Source organism: Duganella phyllosphaerae, from assembly GCF_001758785.1.
Lineage (GTDB): Bacteria > Pseudomonadota > Gammaproteobacteria > Burkholderiales > Burkholderiaceae_D > Rugamonas > Rugamonas phyllosphaerae.
This window is the reverse complement of sequence record NZ_LROM01000077.1, coordinates 49,655-69,134: the sequence shown is the minus strand read 5'-3', so window position 1 is coordinate 69,134 and position 19,480 is coordinate 49,655. Positions and strand designations below refer to the sequence as shown.

General features: G+C 65.0%; 14 protein-coding genes. 3 read left to right on the top strand and 11 right to left on the bottom strand.

Annotated features, from left to right (window positions below; translation table 11 throughout):
• Window positions 1-7 precede the first annotated feature (7 nt).
• Window positions 8-241: a hypothetical protein gene (locus DUPY_RS10215; protein ID WP_070247725.1), complete on the top strand. Its 234-nt coding sequence runs from the start codon at window positions 8-10 to the stop codon at window positions 239-241.
• On the opposite strand, the gene moaD is transcribed toward DUPY_RS10215, so the two are convergent.
• From moaD to thrC, 3 genes are read right to left on the bottom strand one after another with little or no spacing between them, the layout of a single operon-like run.
• Window positions 238-492: a molybdopterin converting factor subunit 1 gene (gene moaD / locus DUPY_RS10210; RefSeq protein WP_070247724.1), complete on the bottom strand. Its 255-nt coding sequence runs from the start codon at window positions 490-492 to the stop codon at window positions 238-240. The genes DUPY_RS10215 and moaD overlap by 4 nt on opposite strands.
• A complete protein-coding gene (locus DUPY_RS10205; RefSeq protein ID WP_070247788.1) occupies window positions 492-1,691 on the bottom strand; it encodes a molybdopterin molybdotransferase MoeA in 1,200 nt (399 codons plus the stop codon). The genes moaD and DUPY_RS10205 overlap by 1 nt, the downstream gene beginning before the upstream one ends.
• A gap of 26 nt (window positions 1,692-1,717) precedes the next feature.
• A complete protein-coding gene (thrC, locus tag DUPY_RS10200; RefSeq protein WP_070247723.1) occupies window positions 1,718-3,196 on the bottom strand; it encodes a threonine synthase in 1,479 nt (492 codons plus the stop codon).
• Window positions 3,197-3,421: 225 nt separating this feature from the next.
• Here thrC and DUPY_RS10195 point away from each other — a divergent pair, with 225 nt between their 5' ends.
• Window positions 3,422-6,208, top strand: coding sequence for a putative bifunctional diguanylate cyclase/phosphodiesterase (locus DUPY_RS10195; RefSeq protein WP_070247722.1), 2,787 nt, complete (start codon window positions 3,422-3,424; stop codon window positions 6,206-6,208).
• Between the two features lie 88 nt (window positions 6,209-6,296).
• Here the strand turns inward: DUPY_RS10195 and DUPY_RS10190 are convergent, their stop codons facing one another.
• Genes DUPY_RS10190 through kbl form a run of 3 tightly spaced genes read right to left on the bottom strand, consistent with a single transcriptional unit; the run spans window position 6,297 to window position 9,966 of the window.
• On the bottom strand, window positions 6,297-7,682 hold the full coding sequence (locus DUPY_RS10190) for an L-serine ammonia-lyase (protein ID WP_070247721.1): 1,386 nt from the start codon (window positions 7,680-7,682) through the stop codon (window positions 6,297-6,299).
• A 35-nt stretch (window positions 7,683-7,717) separates the two neighbouring features.
• Window positions 7,718-8,701 (bottom strand): NAD-dependent epimerase/dehydratase family protein, encoded by a 984-nt coding sequence (locus tag DUPY_RS10185; RefSeq protein ID WP_070247720.1) that lies wholly within the window; start codon window positions 8,699-8,701, stop codon window positions 7,718-7,720.
• A 59-nt stretch (window positions 8,702-8,760) separates the two neighbouring features.
• Window positions 8,761-9,966, bottom strand: coding sequence for a glycine C-acetyltransferase (kbl, locus tag DUPY_RS10180; RefSeq protein ID WP_070247719.1), 1,206 nt, complete (start codon window positions 9,964-9,966; stop codon window positions 8,761-8,763).
• A gap of 214 nt (window positions 9,967-10,180) precedes the next feature.
• Between kbl and DUPY_RS10175 the strand changes: the two genes are divergently transcribed.
• Window positions 10,181-10,756: a helix-turn-helix domain-containing protein gene (locus tag DUPY_RS10175; RefSeq protein ID WP_070247718.1), complete on the top strand. Its 576-nt coding sequence runs from the start codon at window positions 10,181-10,183 to the stop codon at window positions 10,754-10,756.
• Window positions 10,757-10,795: 39 nt separating this feature from the next.
• On the opposite strand, the gene DUPY_RS10170 is transcribed toward DUPY_RS10175, so the two are convergent.
• The 5 genes from DUPY_RS10170 to DUPY_RS10150 all read right to left on the bottom strand — a co-directional run bounded on the left by DUPY_RS10170 (window position 10,796) and on the right by DUPY_RS10150 (window position 19,425).
• On the bottom strand, window positions 10,796-12,508 hold the full coding sequence (locus tag DUPY_RS10170; RefSeq protein ID WP_141749501.1) for a response regulator: 1,713 nt from the start codon (window positions 12,506-12,508) through the stop codon (window positions 10,796-10,798).
• Window positions 12,483-14,033, bottom strand: coding sequence for an ATPase domain-containing protein (locus tag DUPY_RS10165; RefSeq protein ID WP_070247717.1), 1,551 nt, complete (start codon window positions 14,031-14,033; stop codon window positions 12,483-12,485). Before DUPY_RS10165 ends, DUPY_RS10170 begins: the two co-directional genes overlap by 26 nt.
• A gap of 73 nt (window positions 14,034-14,106) precedes the next feature.
• Complete coding sequence (locus tag DUPY_RS10160) at window positions 14,107-16,254, bottom strand: prolyl oligopeptidase family serine peptidase (protein ID WP_208600029.1); 2,148 nt, start codon at window positions 16,252-16,254, stop codon at window positions 14,107-14,109.
• Between the two features lie 101 nt (window positions 16,255-16,355).
• Complete coding sequence (locus DUPY_RS10155; protein WP_070247716.1) at window positions 16,356-18,785, bottom strand: putative bifunctional diguanylate cyclase/phosphodiesterase; 2,430 nt, start codon at window positions 18,783-18,785, stop codon at window positions 16,356-16,358.
• 10 nt (window positions 18,786-18,795) lie between these two features.
• The gene (locus tag DUPY_RS10150; protein WP_229255318.1) at window positions 18,796-19,425 is read right to left on the bottom strand and encodes a methylamine utilization protein; all 630 of its coding nucleotides are present in this window, start codon (window positions 19,423-19,425) and stop codon (window positions 18,796-18,798) included.
• Window positions 19,426-19,480 lie beyond the last annotated feature (55 nt).

Genomic DNA, 19,480 nt, shown 5'->3' with positions numbered 1-19,480 from the left:
AGACGGTATGGGCGCATTGTTCTGGCTGAAACGCTACCTGCTGGCGGCGCTGCCGCTGTTTGCGATCCTGGCCGCTGTGGAGTGGTTCAAGGGTTCCACCGCGCCGGCAGACTACATGAGCGCCGGGCTGTGGGCGCTGGCTGCCGCCGGCCTGTTCACCTACAGCCACTGGCGCCGTTACCGGCAGGCCCTGCCGTGTGCGCGCTGCGATGATACCGGGACCGCATCCAGGAAAACCTAGCCGCCGGTCACCGGCGGAAAAAACGCCACTTCCACGCCATCGGCCACCGGTGTGGCCGCATCGCACATCACCTGGTTGCAGGCCATGCGCAGCGCCGGACTCTCCAGCGCAGCGCGCCAGTTGCCGCCGCGCGCGGCCAGGTGTGTGCGCAGGTCGCCCACGGTGGCCACGCCAGGCGGCAAGGCCAGCGACTCGGTGGACACGCCCACGGCTTCGCGCACGCTGGCAAAAAATTTAACGGTAACTGCCATCAGTGCATCAACTCGCTGAACGGGATGAACCGGACCATATCGCCTTCGGCGATGGTACGGTTGGGGGGATTGTCGATCACGCCGTCGCCCCAGACCGTGGACGTGAGCACGCCCGAACTCTGGTTGCGGAACGGTTCGAGTCCGCCGCCGGCATTGATGCGCGCGCGCAGGAACTCGTTGCGGCGGTCGGCCCTGGGCAGGTTGAAATCGGCGCGCATGGTAAACGCGCGCGGCGCCACCGGCCCCTGCACGCCTTGCAGGCGCAGGATGAACGGCCGCACGAACATCAGGAACGTGATGAAGCTCGACACCGGGTTGCCGGGCAAGCCGACGAACGCGGCCTGCCCCACCTCGCCGAACGCCAGCGGCTTGCCGGGCTTGATGGCGATCTGCCACATGGTCAGGCGCCCTTCCGCTTCCACGGCCGGCTTGATATGGTCTTCTTCGCCCACCGAGACACCGCCCGAGGTGATGATCAGGTCGTGGCCGACGGCGCTGGTGCGCAGCACGGCGCGGGTGGCGTCCAGCGTATCGGGCACGATGCCGAAATCGGTGATCTCGCAGCCGAGGTTTTCCAGCAGCGCGCGCAAGGTAAAGCGGTTGGAATTGTAGATGGCGCCGGGAGCGAGCGGCTCGCCCGGCATGGCCAGCTCGTCGCCGGTGAAGAACACGGCCACGCGCAGCTTGCGCCGCACTGGCAGTTGTGCCAGCCCGACCGAGGCGGCCAGGCCCAGCTCCTGGCTGCGCAGGCGCGCGCCAGCCGGCAGAATGGTGCTGCCGCTGGTGATGTCTTCACCGGCGCGGCGTATCCATTCGCCGGTCTTGGGCGTGTGGCGGATGGTGACGGTGTCGGGGCCGGAGACTTCGCACTGCTCCTGCATCACGACTGCATCGGCGCCAGGTGGAATCAAGGCGCCGGTGAAGATGCGCGCGGCGGTACCCGGTTGCAAAGGCTGGCCCACGTGGCCGGCAGGAATGCGCTGCGACACCTTGAGCGCGGCGTGGCCGCTGACGCAATCGGCCGCGCGCACGGCGTAGCCGTCCATTTGGGTATTGTCCTGGCCCGGCACATTCATGCCGGACACCTGCGCTTCGGCCAGCACGCGGCCGTTGGCCTCGAGCGTGGGCACGACTTCGATGTCGGCCACCGGGCGGGCGGCGGCCAGCATCTGCGCCAGCGCCTCGCCCATGGTCAGCATCGGCTTGGAAGTGGGCACGGCGCCGCTCACAGGCCGGTGTTGGCGGCGATGTAGGCTTTCATCGCCTCCACGTCGGCCTTCATGACCACGAACTTTTGCGGCAGGTCCTCGATGTTCTCGAAGCCGTCCGGGCGCTCGGCGTCTTCGCCCAGCGCGTCGAGAATGGTTTCGTTGAACTTGGCGGCCAGCGCGGTTTCCAGCACGATCATCGGCACGCCGCGTTCCAGGTGTTCGCGCGCGACCTTGATGCCGTCGGCGGTATGGGTGTCGATCACGATGCCGTAGTCGTCGGCGACGTCGCGGATGGTGTCGAGGCGGTCTTCATGGGTGGACTTGCCCGACTTGAAGCCATACCTGGCCACCAGCTTGAACTCGTCGCCATCGCTGCCCGGTTTGCCGGACAAATCGAAGCCGCCGTGAGTTTCCACCTTGTGGAACAGCGCGCGGGTGCGGTCGCCATCGCGGCCCACCAGTTCGTACACGAAGCGCTCGAAGTTGGACGCCTTGGAGATGTCCATCGACGGGCTGCTGGTGTGGTAGGTCTCCGACGACTTGCGCACGCGGTAGACGCCGGTGCGGAAGAATTCGTCGAGCACGTCGTTTTCGTTGGTGGCGGCCACCAGCTTGTCGATCGGCAGGCCCATCATGCGGGCGATGTGGCCGGCGCAGATATTGCCGAAGTTGCCCGACGGGACCGTGAACGACACCTTTTGGTCATTGGAGGTAGTCGCTTCGAGGTAGCCGCGGAAGTAGTACACCACCTGCGCCACCACGCGCGCCCAGTTGATCGAATTGACAGTGCCAATCTTGTGACGCGTCTTGAATGCCAGGTCGTTGGACACCGCCTTGACCATGTCCTGGGCGTCGTCGAACACACCTTCGATGGCGATGTTGTAGATATTGGGGTCTTGCAGGCTGAACATCTGCGCGGCCTGGAACGCACTCATTTTTTCGTGCGGCGACAGCATGAACACGCGGATGCCCTGCTTGCCGCGCATGGCGTATTCGGCCGCGCTGCCGGTGTCGCCCGAGGTGGCGCCAAAAATATTCAGTTCCGCTTTCTGCTTGGCCAGCGCGTACTCGAACAGGTTGCCCAGCAATTGCATGGCCATGTCCTTGAACGCCAGCGTGGGGCCGTTCGACAACGCCTGCAACAGCAGCCTGGTGCCGTTGCCCTCTTCCAGCACCCGCAGCGGCGTGATGCGCGACGAATCTTCGTCGGGACGGGCGTTGCGGTACACCTCTGGCGTGTAGGTCTTGGCGGTAATCGCGCGCAGGTCGGCTTCGGGTATGTCGGTGGCAAACTTGCGCAGGATTTCAAACGCCAGTTCGGCGTACGACAGCTTGCGCCAGGCATCGAGTTCGGCGCCGGTCACCTGCGGGTACTCGGCCGGCAGGAACAGGCCGCCGTCGGTGGCAAGCCCGCCGAGCAGGATGTCCGAAAATTGTTGGGAGTTTGACGAGGTGGCTGGCGACGGCGCTGCGCGGGTAGAGACGTATTGCATAGATGAGTAAGTCCGGTTGTACTGGCAACAAAATGGCGGAACGCTGCAAAATGAGCGGATATTATAGTGCGCCACGGCGATTGCGGTGAAGGTCGCGTTGTTTTACGGCTATCGCGCGCAAAGGCCTGAGCGTTTCGGCATCCGTGCGCTGACTTCGCTATCTTTCAGGCAATATATCGCATCCGTCAGTTTTCCAGGCTTACAGGGCGTTTGCCGCCATCCATTATGAAGTTGCCAGTTTCCCGCCAGCCTGCACCCAAGCAGTTCGTCAGCATCCTGTGGGCGTGTTTCGGCGCCCTGTTCATCGTGACCGTCGCCTTCCTGCTGTATGTCTGGACGGAGAAGCGCATCGACCACGCCAACCAGCAGCGCTACGCCTCGCGCACACTGATCGAGGAGCTGCGCCAGTCTTCCGACGACCTCACCCGCATGGCGCGCAGTTACGTGGTCACCGGCGACCCGCAATACCGCCGACAGTACCAGGAAGTGCTCGACATCCGCGACGGCCGCGTGCCGCGCCCGCAAGGCTACGACAATGTGTACTGGGACCTGGTGGTGGACCCCGCCAAGCGCCCGCGCCAGCCTGGCGCCGCCGTGCCGCTGATCGACCTGCTGCGCCAGGCCGGCTTTACGCCCGGCGAGCTGCGCCTGCTCACCCAGGCCAAGGACGAATCGGATCGCCTGACCGGCATCGAGAACAAGGCCCTGGCCATGCGCGACTTCGGCGGCGACGATCCCGACGCGCTGGCCGCCGCCCGCGCCATGCTGTACGACGCCAGCTACCACCGCGCCAAGGCCGCCATCATGCTGCCGATTGCCCAGGTCACCGAGAGCGTCGAACGGCGTACCCTGCATGCGGTGGAAAACACGGCGCTGCAAGCGAATGGTGCAAGGCTGGGCTTCATCCTGTTTGCGCTGGTGCTGGTGACGCTGCTGTGGCGCGCCAAGCGTCGCCTCGACGCCACCCTGGGCTGCTCGGTGGACCAGCTGCAGCAGGAGATACTGCGCCTGGGCCGGGGCGACATGACCGAGCCGCCGCCGGTGCCAGTGCCCGACAATGCGCGCGACAGCGTGCTGGCCTGGCTGGCCGAATCGCGCCACCGGCTGGCCAGCGTGGCCCAGGAGCGTACCGACGCGCTGGCCCGCGCCCAACGCCTGGGCAAGCTGTATGCGGCGCTGAGCCAGTGCAACCAGGCCATCGTGCGCAGCCGCGACGAGCAGGAACTGTTCGCCAGCGTGTGCGATGCCGTGGTCTCGCACGGCGGCATGTCGCTGGCGTGGGTCGGCCTGCTCGATCCGGACTCGCTGCGGGTCACCCCGGTGGCCGGCGCCGGCGACCATATCGACTATCTGAACCAGCAACCGATTTCGGTCGATCCGGCGCTGCCGGAGGGGCGCGGTCCCGCCGCCGCCGCGTACCGCGACGACGCGCCGTTCTGGTGCCAGGACTTCGGCCAGGTGCCGCTCTCGCCGCTGTGGCGCCAGCATTCGGAGCGCTGCGGCTGGCGCGCGGCGATGTCGATTCCCTTGCATCGCCACGGCGCCATCACGGGATTTATCTCCGCCTATTCCACCGCAGCGGATGCCTTCGACCCGGAAGTGCAGGCGCTGTTCAGCGAAATGGCCAGCGATATCGAATTCGCGCTGAAGAATTTCGACCGCGAACGCCAGCGCGAACAGACCGACGAACGGATCCAGTACCTGGCCCACTTCGACACCCTCACCGGCCTGCCCAACCGGGCGCAATTGCAGGAGCACACGCTGCGCGCGCTGGACCAGGCACGCGCCCAGGGTGCGCCGCTGGCGCTGATGATGCTCGACCTCGACCACTTCAAGGACATCAACGATTCGCTGGGCCACAGCGTGGGCGACGGCCTGCTGTGCGAACTGGCCAAGCGCCTGCGCCAGGGCCTGCGCGAGGGCGACATGGTGGCGCGCCTGGGTGGCGACGAATTCATCTTCGTGCTGCAAGGCGCCGGCGCCCAGGAGGCAACCGAGGCGGCGCGCAAGATCATGGAACTGATCGCCCAGCCGTTCCGGGTTGGGATGCACGACCTGAAGGTGACGGCGTCGGTCGGCATCGCGCTGTGCCCAGATGATGGTGACGACATGGAAAACCTGCTGCAACGGGCCGACGCCGCCATGTACCAGGTCAAGCGCGCCGGCCGCCACGATTATCGCTTCTTCACCGCCGCCATGCACCAGCGCGCGGCGCGCCACCTGCAACTGGTCAACCTGCTGCGCTATGCGATCGAGCGCGGCCAGCTGCGCGTGGTGTACCAGCCGCAGGTGGCCTTGCCAGATCAGCGCATCGTCGGCGCGGAAGCCTTGCTGCGCTGGACCACGCCGGAGCTGGGCGACATCTCGCCGGTCGAATTCATCCCCGCCGCCGAAGACAGCGGCCTGATATTGCCGATCGGCGCCTGGGTGCTGCGCCAGGCCGTGCGCCAGGCGCGCGCGTGGCTGGACGCCGGCCTGCCGCCGCTGGTGATGGCGGTGAACCTGTCAGCCACCCAGTTCCGCGACACCGAGCTGCCGGAACTGGTATCGCAAATCCTGCTGGAAGAAGGCCTGCCGCCCGAGTACCTGGAACTGGAACTGACCGAAGGCGTGGCGCTGCACGACCCGCAAGGCGCCATCACCATGATGAACCACCTGCACGAGCGCGGTATCCGCATGTCGATCGACGATTTCGGTACCGGTTACTCGTCGCTGAGCCACCTGAAAAAGTTCAAGGTCTATAAGCTGAAGATCGACAAGTCGTTCGTGCGCGACATCAGCACCGATGCCGAGGACAAGGCGATCGTGAGCGCCATCATCAACATGGCGCGCAGTTTGGGGCTCAAAACCATTGCGGAAGGAGTGGAAACGGCGGAACAGCTGGCGTTTTTACGGCAGCAGGATTGTGACGAGATGCAGGGGTTTTACTTCAGCAAGCCGGTGGATGCGGAGGAGTTCCGGGGTTTGCTGGCTGATCATGCGTTCCATGGATCCCCGCGTGCGCGAGGATGACGACTTTTATTTCGCGAACTCAAATCCGTCATCCCGCATCGGCGGACCGCCGCGCAGGCGGGGATCCATAGACCCTCATCAAATTCGGTCAACAAGCAGCATGGTTGACAGTAATGACGTGGATCGCCAACCCGCCCAATGACGTTTCCTTGTACTTGGCCTGCATATCGGCACCGGTCTGGCGCATGGTCTCGATCACCTCGTCGAGACTGACAAAGTGGGTGCCGTCGCCCTTCAACGCCAGCGACGCCGCCGTAATCGCCTTGACCGCGCCCATGCCGTTACGCTCGATGCACGGAATCTGCACCAGGCCGCCGATCGGATCGCACGTCATGCCCAGGTGGTGCTCGATGCCGATTTCGGCGGCGTTCTCGATCTGCAGATTGGTGCCGCCCAGGGCCGCCACCAGGCCGGCAGCGGCCATCGCGCACGCCACGCCCACCTCGCCCTGGCACCCTACCTCGGCGCCCGAGATCGACGCATTGCGCTTGCAGAGCATGCCGATCGCTGCGGCGGTCAGCATGAAATCGCGGATGCCGGTGACCGGGTCGCTCGGCTTGCAGTCTTCCGCGTAGTAGCGCAGAACTGCCGGGATGATGCCGGCCGCGCCGTTGGTCGGCGCCGTGACCACGCGTCCGCCGGCGGCATTTTCCTCGTTGACCGCCATCGCGTACAGGCTGACCTGGTGCAGCGCGTCGTGCGGCAGGTGGTTGGCCGGCGCCACGTTCGACTGCGCCTGCTGCCACAGGCGCGCCGCGCGGCGCTTGACCTGCAGGCCGCCGGGCAGGATGCCGGGCGTTTCCAGGCCGTGATTGATACAGTCGCGCATCACGTGCCAGATGCGGTCGATGCCGGCGTTGAGCTCCTCGTTACCGAGCCGCGCGCACTCGTTGGCACGCAACATCTGCGGGATGCTCAAGCCGCTGGACTGGCCGTGCGACAGCAGCTGGTCCATGGTATCGAACGGGTATGGCAGCGCCGGGCGCGTGGTATCGGGTGCGGCCTGCTGCGCCTCGCCCTCTTCGCGGATAAAGCCGCCCCCGACCGAGTAATACACCTTGCTGGTCGTCGAGCCGTCGGTACGGGTGAGCGTGAAGCGCATGCCGTTCGGGTGTTCGGCCAGCGATTCGGCCATGTGAAAAATCAGGTTGACGCCGCGCTTGAACGGCACCGTGTGTCCGCCCAGCAGCGCCAGCTGGCCTGCCGCTTCGGCGGCAGCCAATTGCGCGTCCACCTCGGTGGGCACCACGTCCTGCGGGGTTTCGCCCATCAGGCCCAGGATCACGGCCTTGTCGGTGGCGTGGCCCACGCCGGTCAGCGCCAGCGAGCCATACAGCTCGGCGGTGACGCCGGCCGCATCGTCGAGCGGCGCGCAGTCCAGCAAAAAACGGCGCGCCGCCACCATCGGTCCCACGGTGTGGGAACTCGACGGTCCTATGCCGATCTTGAACAGATCGAATACGCTCATATCCATCAGTGTCTCTCGTTGTCGTTTTATATGATGGTCAATTACGCCGCGCGACCGAGCTTGACGTCGACGTTGGCCAGCATGTCGGCCACCATGGCGTCGATGCCGATGCGCGCCTGCCAGCCCCAGTCGGCGGTGGCCACCGCGTCGTCGAGGCTTTGCGGCCACGAGTCGGCAATCGCCTGGCGGCTGTCCGGGGCATAGCCGATCTTGAAGTCCGGGACCGCGCGGGTGATGGCGGCCGCCAGTTGCTCGGGGTTGAACGACACGCCGGCCACGTTGTACGACGAGCGCACTTTCACCTGCTCGCTTGGGGCTTCCATCAGTTCGATGGTGGCGCGGATGGCGTCGGGCATGTAGATCATCGGCAGCGTGGTGTGCGGGCCGAGGAAGCATTCGTAACGCTCGCCGCGCAGCGCCGAGTGGAAGATCGCAATCGCGTAATCGGTGGTGCCGCCGCCCGGAGGCGATTTGAAGCTGATGATGCCGGGGTAGCGGATGCTGCGCACGTCCACGCCGTACTTGAGGAAGTAGTACTCGCACAGGCGCTCGCCGGCCAGCTTGCTGATGCCGTAGATGGTGGTCGGGTCCATCACCGTGGTTTGCGGCGTGTTCACTGCTGGCGTATTGGGACCGAAGGCGGCGATCGACGACGGCCAGAACACTTTCAACGGCTTGCCGATGGCGCCGCGCTCACGCGCCACTTCCAGGATATTGAGCAGGCCGTCCATGTTCAGGGTCCAGGCTTTGAGCGGCGCCGCTTCGCCTGTGGCCGAGAGCATGGCTGCCAGCTGGTACACCTGGGTGATGCCTTCGTTGGTCACCAGCGCCGCCAGCGCTTCCTTGTCGAGCACATTGAGCGTCAGGTAGCGCGCTGCGTTGTACAGGTTGGTGGGGCTGATATCGGCGGCGAAGACGTTGTCGGCGCCGTGGCTGGCCGCCAGCGCCTCCACCAGTTCGCTGCCGATCTGGCCATTGGCGCCGATGACGAGAATACGTTCGGCGCTTGGGGTAGTGGTGTTCATGTGGTTCCTGACGATGTGCATGGTATTGTTTGGCGGTCTGGCGGTTGAGCGGCCAGTGGTTACCTGGCCAGCAGGCCCAGTTCATTGCCGGCCTGCTCGAAGGCCTTGAGCACGGTGTCGAGCTGCTCGCGGGTATGGGCAGCCGACAGCTGCACGCGCACGCGCGCCTGGCCCATCGGCACGACCGGGTAGAAGAAGCCCGACAGCAGCACGCCCAGCTCGTACATGCGCGCCGCGAACTTTTGCGCCACCGGCGCGTCGAACAGCATCACCGGCACCACCGGGTGCGTGCCCGGCTTGATGGTAAAGCCGATGCGCTCGATCTCCTTGCGGAAGTAGGCGGTATTGAGGTGCAGGCGGTCGCGCAGTTCGGTCGATTGCGACAGGCGCTCGAGCACGGCCAGCGAGGCGCCGGCAATCGATGGCGCCAGCGTGTTGGAGAACAGGTAAGGACGCGATTTCTGGCGCAGCATGTCGATCACTTCCTTGCGCGCGGACGTAAAGCCGCCCATGGCGCCGCCCAGGGCCTTGCCGAGGGTGCCGGTGATGATGTCGATACGGCCCATCACGTTGTGGTGCTCGTGCGTGCCGCGGCCGGTGGCGCCCATGAAGCCGGAGGCGTGGCACTCGTCGATCATCACCAGCGCGCCGTACTGGTCGGCCAGGTCGCAGATCTTGTCCAGCTGGGCGATGGTGCCGTCCATCGAGAACACACCGTCGGTGACGATGACTTTATGGCGCTTGCCGGCGGCTGCCTGCAACTGCTTTTCAAGGTCGGCCATGTCGTTGTGGGCGTAGCGGAAGCGCGCAGCCTTGCACAGGCGGATGCCGTCGATGATCGAGGCGTGATTCAGGGCGTCGGAAATGATGGCGTCGTTCTCGTCGAACAGCGGCTCGAATACGCCGCCGTTGGCGTCGAAGGCTGCCGCGTACAAGATCGTGTCTTCGGTACCGAGGAATGTCGAGATCGCCTGTTCCAGCTGCTTGTGCACGGTCTGGGTGCCGCAGATGAAGCGCACCGACGACAGGCCGTAGCCGTATTTTTCAGTAGCGTCGATCGAGGCCTGTGCCACCCATTCTTCGCCCGACAGGCCCAGGTAATTGTTGGCGCACATATTGATCAGGGTGCGGCCGTCATCGCCCACCACTTCGGCGCCCTGGCGCGAAGCGAGCACCCGCTCCGGCTTGAACAGGCCATCGCTGCGCAACTGGTCGAGGGTGTGCTGCAGGCCGGTGAAGAAGGTGTTTTTGGCGGCTATGGTCATGGTGATCCCTTGTCGGTAATGTAGGGTGTAGTTCGGATGTGGTACGATCGCGACACGTTTTCACTGCCTGAGCAGAAATTCGGTATGTCGAACTAGAATTCAATATAGTGGATATTACAGAGAACAATTGAACCGCGCAAGCCGGGACCATGCGGAAATATCCGCAGGGTCCGACAGATTTACCTGCAATTTAGCCCATCCGCCGAATAAAACAATGCAAACACCCGTTTCGACGAACGCCCCGCCCGAAGTCGGCGCCGCCCTGCAACGCCTGCGCCTGGCGCGCGGCCTCACGCTCGAGGACCTGTCGCGCATTGCCGGCGTCTCCAAGTCGATGCTCTCGCAGATCGAGCGCGAAAAGGCCAACCCGACGATTGCCATCACCTGGCGCCTGGCCAACGCGCTCGGCGTGCCGATCGGCGACCTGCTGGCGACAGCAGAAAAGGAAACCGCCACCATCCGCGTTCTGGAAGCGCACGAGACCCCCACCCTGCCCGGCACCCACGCCGGCTACGTGCTGCGCATCCTGGGTCCGATGGAACTGGCCGGCAAGTACGAATGGTACGAACTGACGCTGGCCCCGGGCGGCGAACTGGCCTCGCAAGGCCACGACCCGGGCGCCCAGGAACACTTGACGCTGCTGCATGGCGCGGTGGAAGTGGTGGTGGGCGCCGACAAGAAGAAAGTCAAACTGGGCGCCACCGCGCGCTATGCAGCCGATTTGCAGCACGTGATCCGCAACGTGGGCAAGACCGAGGCGAAGGCGTTGATGGTGGTGATCCACCGCTAGACCGGGGCCTGCAAAACAATCTCGCTGCCCCGACGACACTCACCGCCGCAGCGCGTGGTCCACCGTTGCCGCCAGCTGTCCCAGGTGGAACGGTTTGCGCAGCACGGTGTTGTCGCCGATAACGGCGTCGATCGCTTCCATGTCGGCGTAACCGGTGGCGATGATCATCGGCAGTCCGGGGAACTCGACGTTGGCGGCGGCTACCAGTTGGGCGCCGGTCATGCCCGGCATCAGGTAGTCGGTGATCATCAGGTGCGGCTTGGCGCGGCGCAGTTCGCGCAGGCCCGCTTCGCCGTCGTCGGCCTGGCTGACCTGGTAACCCAGCGTCTCGAGCAGTTCCACCATTGACTGGCGCACCGACTTGTCGTCTTCCACGACCAGGATGCGTACACCATCGCCGGCAGGCTTGGGTGCGATCGCCACCGGTGCACTCGCTTCCGCCTCGGCCTGCTGCGCCAGTTGCAGCCAGATCTCGATAGTGGTGCCGCCGCCCTCCGCATTCACGATGCGTGCGGTGCCGCCCGACTGCTGGGCCATGCCATACACCTGGCTCAATCCCAGGCCGGTGCCCTTGCCCACGCTCTTGGTCGTGAAGAATGGTTCGAACACCTTGCCGACGATGGCAGGGTCGATGCCGGGACCGTTGTCGGTCACAGCGATGCGGCAATACCGCCCGGGCGGCAGCAACCCCTCCGGCGGACTGGCTGTGCTGGCGCTCACCGTCAACTTGCCGCCGTCGGGCATCACGTCGCGCGCGTTGATGGCCAGGTTGAGCAGGGCCATCTCCATCTGGTTGGTGTCGGCCATGACCAGGCCGACGTCGTCAGCCACGTCGAACTCCAACTTGACCCCGCTGCCCAGCGAGGTGGCCATCAGCTCGCGCACGCCGTCGAACATGGCGCGCACCGGCGTGGCGCGCAGGTTCAGGCGCTGGTTGCGCGAAAATGCCAGCAGCTGGCTGGTGAGCTTGGCGCCACGCTCACAAGCGCGGCGCGCCACCTCGGCCTTGTTGCGGGCGTTGGCGTCTTGCGAGAGCAGCAGGATCAGGTCCATGCTGCCCTGGATCACGTTGAGCAGGTTGTTGAAGTCGTGGGCGATGCCGCCGGTCAGGCGCCCTACCGCTTCCATCTTCTGCAGCTGCACCATGGCCAGCTGCACCCGCTCGCGCTCGATCACTTCGTTCATCAGGCGGTCGTTGGCCTGGGCCAGCGCGCGCGTACGTTCCTCGATGCGCGATTCCAGCGTTTCGTTCAGTTGCAGCAGTTCGGCACGGCTGTCGCGCAGGCTGTCCGAGGCCAGCGTGCGCTCGGCCAGGATGCGGCGCGCCTCGTACTGGCGCCGCCGCGCGCGCAGGCCCGAGGCGGCGGCGCTGCGCAGGGTTTCGGCATTGAGCGGGCGCTCGAGCAGGATGATGTTGCCCAGCTGGTCGAAGGTGCTGCGCGCCGCCTGGGTATGGCCACCGCCCCTGGCAACGAGCACCACGAACGGGAAATCGGACCACGGTTCCTGGGTGCCCAGCCATGCCAGCAATTGCTTCACACTGGAGTCGCGCAGCGCCTCCTCGGCGATCACGCAGGCGCCGGCCCCCTGCTGCAGGCCGGTCACCAGCGCCTCCACGTTGGCCACCGCGCCGCCGCTGAAGCCGTCGCGCAGCAATACCTGGTGGATCACCTCGGCGTCGCGGCCATGCGGCGCCAGGATCAGGATGCGCTCCTCGATGGTGTGGTCAGCGGCGGACATCGGTATTGACATGGGTATCGGCATCGGTCGCCATCATCGGCGTGGCGCCGCGATAGGTGGGCAGGCCGGTGAGCACGCCCTCGAAACCTTCGAGCGCCGGGCCGATGGCCATGCCACCGCTGCCCAGCACCAGCTCGTGGATGGTCAGTGCATGGTCGGCGGTGCGGCTCTTGATCACGGTGAGCGCGCGGCGCAGCCGGCCGTTCGATTCGAAGAAGCGCACCAGCACCGTGGTGTCGCTCATGTAGCTCAGATCGACGTCGGTACGCACTTCGCCGATCACGCCATGCTGGCCCAGCACCAGCACCGTGGTCACACCCTGCTGGTTCAGGTACGACAGCAGCTCGTGCATCTGCAAGGTGAGGAAATGCTCGCCCGGCATCGCCTGCAGGTAGGCGTTCAGGCTGTCGATGACGATGAACTTGACGTTGGCGCCCTCCACCGCGTCGCGCAGCATCTGGGCGAATTCGCCCGGCGCCAGCTCGGCCGGATCGATGTGGTGCATCTTGAGTTGGCCGCTGTCGGCGTAGCCGCGCAGTTCCATCCCCAGCGCGGCCGAGCGCGCGAAGAACGTGCCCAGGCCTTCGTCGAACAGGTAGAACGAGGCCTTCTCGCCGCGCTCGAGCGCCGACAGCAGGCAGCGCACCGACATGGTGGTCTTGCCGATGCCGGATGGCCCCACGATCAGGGTGTTGGTGCCGGAGGCCAGGCCGCCGCCCAGCAGCGCATCGAAGCCCTCGGAACCGGTGGAGCTGACATGGGCACTATAGGGCCGGTGATGCTCGGCCGCCACCAGGCGCGGGAAGATCTTCAGGCCGCCGGTCTCGAGGATGTAGTCGTGGTAACCGCCCCGGAACTTGGTGCCGCGCATCTTGATCACATTCACGCGGCGGCGTTCCTTGCCGAATTCCTGGGCGATCTGCTCGAGGCTGATGACGCCATGGGCGATGCTGTGCAGCTGCTGGTCGGGCGTATTCGATTTATCGTCGAGCAGCAGCACGGTGCAGTCGCGCTGCGAAAAAAACTGTTTGAGGGCGAGGATCTGGCGCCGGTAGCGCAACGGGTTTTGCGCCAGCAGGCGCATCTCGGACAGGCTGTCGAACACCACCCGCAAGGGCTTGAGCGTATTGACGCGCTCCATCACGCTGCGCGTGGTTTCGCCCAGTTCCACTTCAGACGGGTGAAACACCGACTGCTGCGCCTCGGGATCGAGTGAGGTGTCATTGGCCAGCTCGAACACGTCGATGCCTTGCATGTCCCAACCGTGGCTCTCGGCCACCGCCTCCAGTTCATCGGCGGTTTCCGACAAGGTGATGTACAAGCCGGTCTCGCCGAGCCTGACGCCTTCGAGCAGAAACTGCAGGCCCAGGGTGGTCTTGCCGGTACCCGGCGAGCCCTCCACCAGGTACACGCGCTGGGCGGTCAAGCCGCCGCACAGGATGTCGTCGAGGCCATTGATGCCGGTCGAGATACGCGTAGTCGGCTGGCGCTTGGGCCGCGCGGTCGCTGTGCTATTGGTCGTCTGCGATGTAATCATGGCGTGATGGAGTGGTTAAGTCTATAACCAATAGTAATTCCATCACGCCATTTCTTATGTTCGCTATCGAACCTTATTTCGCATCCATGTGCAGGGCGCGCGTGAGGAAGCCCCAGCGGTCGGCCACTTCTTCGATCTGTTTCGTCGTCGGTTTGCCAGCGCCGTGACCGGCCTTGCTGTCGATGCGGATCAGGATCGGCGCGGCGCCTTTCTGGCCTGCCTGCGCCGCCTGGGCGGCTGCGGCGAACTTGAAGCTGTGCGCCGGCACCACGCGGTCGTCGTGGTCGGCGGTCGTGATCATGGTCGCCGGGTAGCACGCGCCTTTTTTGAGGTTGTGCAGCGGCGAGTACTTGACCAGCGCCTTGAATTCGTCGGCATTGTCGGACGAGCCGTAGTCCGACGTCCACGCCCAGCCGATGGTGAATTTATGGAAGCGCAGCATGTCCAGCACGCCCACCTGCGGAATCGCCGCCGCGAACAGGTCCGGGCGCTGGGTCATCGCCGCGCCCACCAGCAGGCCGCCGTTGCTGCCGCCGCCGATTGCCAGCTTGGCAGGCGACGTCACCTTGTGCGACACCAGCCACTCGGCCGCACCGATGAAGTCGTCGAACACGTTCTGCTTTTTTAGCTTGGTGCCCGCCTCGTGCCACGATTCGCCGTACTCGCCGCCGCCGCGCAGGTTGGCCATCACGTACACGCCGCCCATTTCCAGCCAGGCCAGGTTGGCCACCGAGAAGGTCGGCGTGAGCGAGACGTTGAAGCCGCCGTAGCCGTACAGATAGGTCGGGTTGCTGCCGTCGTACTTGATGCCCTTCTTGGCGACGATGAACATCGGCACCCGCGTGCCATCGCGGCTGGTAAAGAATTCCTGGCGCGTTTCATACGCTGCCGGGTCGAAGTCCACCTTGGGCTGCCGATACACGCTGCTCTTGTTGGTCTTGAGGTCGTGGCGATAGATGGTCGACGGCGTGGTGAAGCTGGTGTACGCGTAAAAAGTCTCGGTATCGACGCGCTTGCCCGAGAAACCGGACGCCGTGCCCAGTCCCGGCAGCTTGACGTCGTGCAGCGGCTTGCCGCGCAGGTCGAATACCTTGACCAGGCTGTGGGCGTCGCTCAGGTAATCGACCAGCAGCTGGTTGTTGACCAGCGAAGCGGAAACCAGCGTGCTGCCGCTTTCCGGCACGACCTGCTTCCAGCTCAGCACCGCCGGTTTCCTCACGTCGATGGCGACGATGCGCCCGCGCGGCGCGTTGCGCTCGGTGTGGAAGTAGAACACGTTGCCGTCGTTGCCCACGAAGTTATAGGCGGCGTCGAAGTCTTCGAGCAGGCCCACCACCTTGCCGTCCTTCTGCGTCAAATCCTTGTAGAACACGCGGTTCTTGTTCTCGGTACCCTGCGAGGCGGTGATCACCAGGAACCGGCCATCCTCGGTCACCTGGGCCGAGAAGCCCCAGTCCTTGTTGTCCGGGCGGTCGTACACCAGCGTGTCCGCGCTTTGCGGCGTGCCGATCTTGTGGAAATACAGCTTCTGGAAGTAGTTGACGGCAGCCAGCTTGCCCGCTTCGGTCGGCTCGTCGTAGCGGCTGTAGAAGAAGCCGGAACCGTCGTGCAGCCAGGCCGTGTTGGAGAACTTGACCCACTTGATCTGGTCGGCGACATCCTTGCCGGTGTCGATATCGCGCACGCGGATCTCGTTCCAGTCCGAGCCCGAGGCGGCGGTGCTGTAGGCCAGGTATTTGCCGTTGGGGCTCACCGCCAGGCCAGCCAGCGCCACCGTGCCGTCGGCAGCCAGGGTGTTCGGGTCGAGCAGCAGGCGCGGCATGTCTGCCAGCGACTTCATGGTGTAGAGCACCGCCTGGTTTTGCAGGCCGTCGTTACGGCTGTAGAAGTAGCGGCCACCTTCCTTGAACGGTACGCTGAAACGCTCGTAGTTCCACAACTTGGTCAGCCGCGCCTTGATGGCGTCGCGGCCCGGAATCTGCGCCAGGTAGCCTTGCGTGAGCTGGTTCTGTTGCTGCACCCAGGAGGCGGTGTCGGCGCTGTTGGCGTCTTCGAGCCAGCGGTACGGATCTGCCACGGTGGCGCCGTGGTAGTTGTCCTGCTGGTCCACGGTGCGGGTGACGGGATAGTCGATGGCCGGCCAGTTGCCGTTGCAGGTTTGCGCCATGGCGGCAGCTTGCGTCAAGATCAGGGAAGCGAAGAGAGTCAGTCGTCGTGGCATTGCGATCCTTGGTGTATGAACAGAACGGATGTGTTCGGCAACCAGATCATAGCCTGAAGTATGACAAATATGACACGCCAGGCATGCCCGTAAAGAAACTTTTATTCGGTAGGGTGACCAGCGGTTACCGCCGGCTGCGCGGCCACTGCAATCGGCGCGCGCCACTTCTCCAGCCACGCCACCAGCTGGTCACCGGGAATTGGCCGGCTCATGAAGTATCCCTGGCCCTGGTCGCAGCCGAGTTCGGCCAGCAGGCGCCACACGGCCTCGCTCTCGATGCCCTCGGCCACCACGCGCAAGCCCATGTTGTGACCGAGGTCGATGGTCGAGCGCACGATCTTGGTGTCGCCTTCGTCGTTTTCCATGTTCAGCACGAACGACTTGTCGATCTTCAGTTCGTTGACCGGCAGGCGCTTCAGGTAAGCCAGCGACGAGTAGCCGGTGCCGAAGTCGTCGATCGACAGGTCCACGCCCATGTTCGACAGGCGCTCGAGCGTGGTCTGGGCCCGCACCGGGTCGTCCATGATGGCGCTCTCGGTGATCTCCAGGCAGAACGAACCGGGCGACAGCCGGTAGCGCGCCAGCAAGTCGGCAAACTTCACCGGCAAATCCTGGTCGAGCAGATCGCGGGTGGACAGGTTGACCGACACTTTCAAATGGTGGCCCTGCGCCGCCAGCTGCTGGCACAGCTCCGCCGATTTTTCCATCACCCACCGCGTGAGCAGGCGGATAAAGCCGGTCTGCTCGGCGAACGGAATGAACTCGTCCGGGAACACGTTGCCGCGCTCCGGGTGCACCCAGCGCACCAGCGACTCCATGCCCACTACCTGGCCGGTATCGAGCATGATCTTGGGCTGCACGAACAGGCGGAACTCGTTGCGCTCGATGGCGTTGCGCAGTTCCGTCAGCAGCGACAGGCTCTTGTCGCTGGACTTGTCCATGGCTGCGTCGTACACCACGGCGCCGTCGTTGCGGGTCTTGGCCGCGTACATCGCCACCTCGGCCATGCTGAGCAGCTGTTCGCCATCGTCGCCATGGGTGGGATAGCCGGCAATGCCGAGGCCCGCGCCGATGTCCACGGTCTGGTCGTCGAGCGACAGCGGCGCTTCCAGCGTTTGCAGGATTTCGCCGGCCATGCGCTGCGCCGCTTCGAGGTCGGATGCGGGCAGCAGCACCGCAAATTCGTCGCCCCCCAGGCGCGCCACCTGGGCCGACGACTGCAGCCGGTTGACCAGCAACAGCTGCAAGCGGCCCGCGACCTGGCGCAGCAGCGCGTCGCCGAAGCTGTGGCCCATCACGTCGTTGACGTGCTTGAAGCGGTCGAGGTCCATCATCAGCACGAACACGGCCTCCTCGCGGCCTTCCGCGTTGAGCAGCGCGTCGTTAAGCAGCAGCAGGAATTGCGCGCGGTTGGGCAGGTTGGTCAGCGTGTCCCAGTACGCCAGCCTGCGGATTTCCTGTTCGCGCTTGGCGATCGATTCGCGCATCGAGTCGAACGCGCCAGCCAGGGCGCCGATTTCGTCGGACCGGCTGGTGTCGATGTCGCCCTTGTAGTCGCCCTGCTCCAGGCGACGGGCGGTGGCGGCCAGTTCGCTGATCGGCTGGGCGATGCGCTTGGCGGTGATCACGATGACGATGGTGGAAATGACGATGCCGCCGAGCGTGAGCAGGATCAGCCAGCGTTCGAGCTTGCGGTATTCGGCGGTGGCTTCGTCGATCGAGCGGGCCAGCACCACGCCGGCGACCTGGCCGTTATCCTCGCCGATGCGCAGCAGGCGCGCGCTGTAGCGGCTCTCTTCCACCTCGAGGTCAAACGTCGCGGCGTCGCCGCTGGCAGGCTTGGGCAGCGCCTGCAACTGCGCCACCACCGCTTGCGCCGACGGGCCGACGAAGGTGGAGCCGGCCGGCAGCCAGTGGCCCGCCTGGTCGCGCGTGGCGATGGTGGCGTGCAAGGAGGTCACTTCGCGCATTTCCGTGGCCAACTGGCGGTCGATCGGAAAGGTCATGACGATCCAGCCGATGGTGATCGGCGCCTTGACCGGCATCACGACCACCTGGTACGGCCGGCGCTCGACGATGGCGATGCCGTTGGCGCCGTCGGCCGCCTCGGCCGGGTCGAGCATGCCGTCAACGATTTTTGCCAGCAGCAGCGCCTGCGCGGCATTGGTGGACACGCTAATCTGGCGTTCGCTGTTGACCAGCATGGTCATCGTCGCCTTGATGCGGCGCCCGCTGTTGGCCAGCGCCGATTCGATGGTGGCGCGGTCGCCCTCCTCGTTGTTGCCGATGGCAGCCAAAAACGCCGTGTCGCGCGCCAGCAGCCGCGCGCCGAAGCGCAGGTTCTGGGCATTTTGCTCGAGCAGACGGCCGAACACCTTGGCCCCGTTGTGCAATTCGCCGGCGATGGCCTGGCGCGCGTTGTTGTCGATGCCGCGCTGGATGACCAGCAAACCGATCACCTGGACCGCCACGATCAGCACCAGGAACAAGGTGACGATGCGGCTTTCAAGGCTGCGAAATACGATACGCATGCCGTAATCTCTACAGCGACGCCGCGCCGTCGGCAGGCGCCGGCGGCTTCATGGGCAGCTTGAAGATGGCGGTGGCGACCGTGTCGCCGGCCTTCACCAGCAGCGCCTGCTCGGGCGTGGCGCCACCCACGGTGTTGTAGTGCCAGGCGCGCACCGTGTACTTGCCGCCGGCCGGCAGTTCGATGCGCACCGCGCCGGCGCCATCGGTCTTGCCGAAGTACGGCGTCTCGACGATTTTGATATACGCCAGCATCTTGTCGTGGATATTGCAGCCCAGGACCACGGTGCCGGCCTTGTCGAATACCTGTGGCGTGGCGGCCTGGCCCGAATACAGCTTCTGGTCGAATTTGTGCGCGGGCGAGAACGAATAGATGTGGTGGCGCACCTTGTCGTTGTTGGGGAAATTGATCCTGGCGCCGGTCTGGATCACGGTGACCAGGGGCAGGAACTTCAGGCCTTTTTGCTCGATTTCGGCGCCCGTGGGTGCCTTGCCGCCACTAAAGCCGCCTTCCGGCTCGAGGTACACCACGGTGTCGGGCAAGGGCTTGCCGGCAGCGTCCTGCACCTGCACCGCTATGCCGGTGGCGCCGGCGACAATGCAACAACCTGTCAGGGCGCTGGCGATCACAGCGCGGCTCATAAAACGTCGCATGGCTTACCCGGGGTGTGAGGTGGCGGAATTGAACTCGTCGATC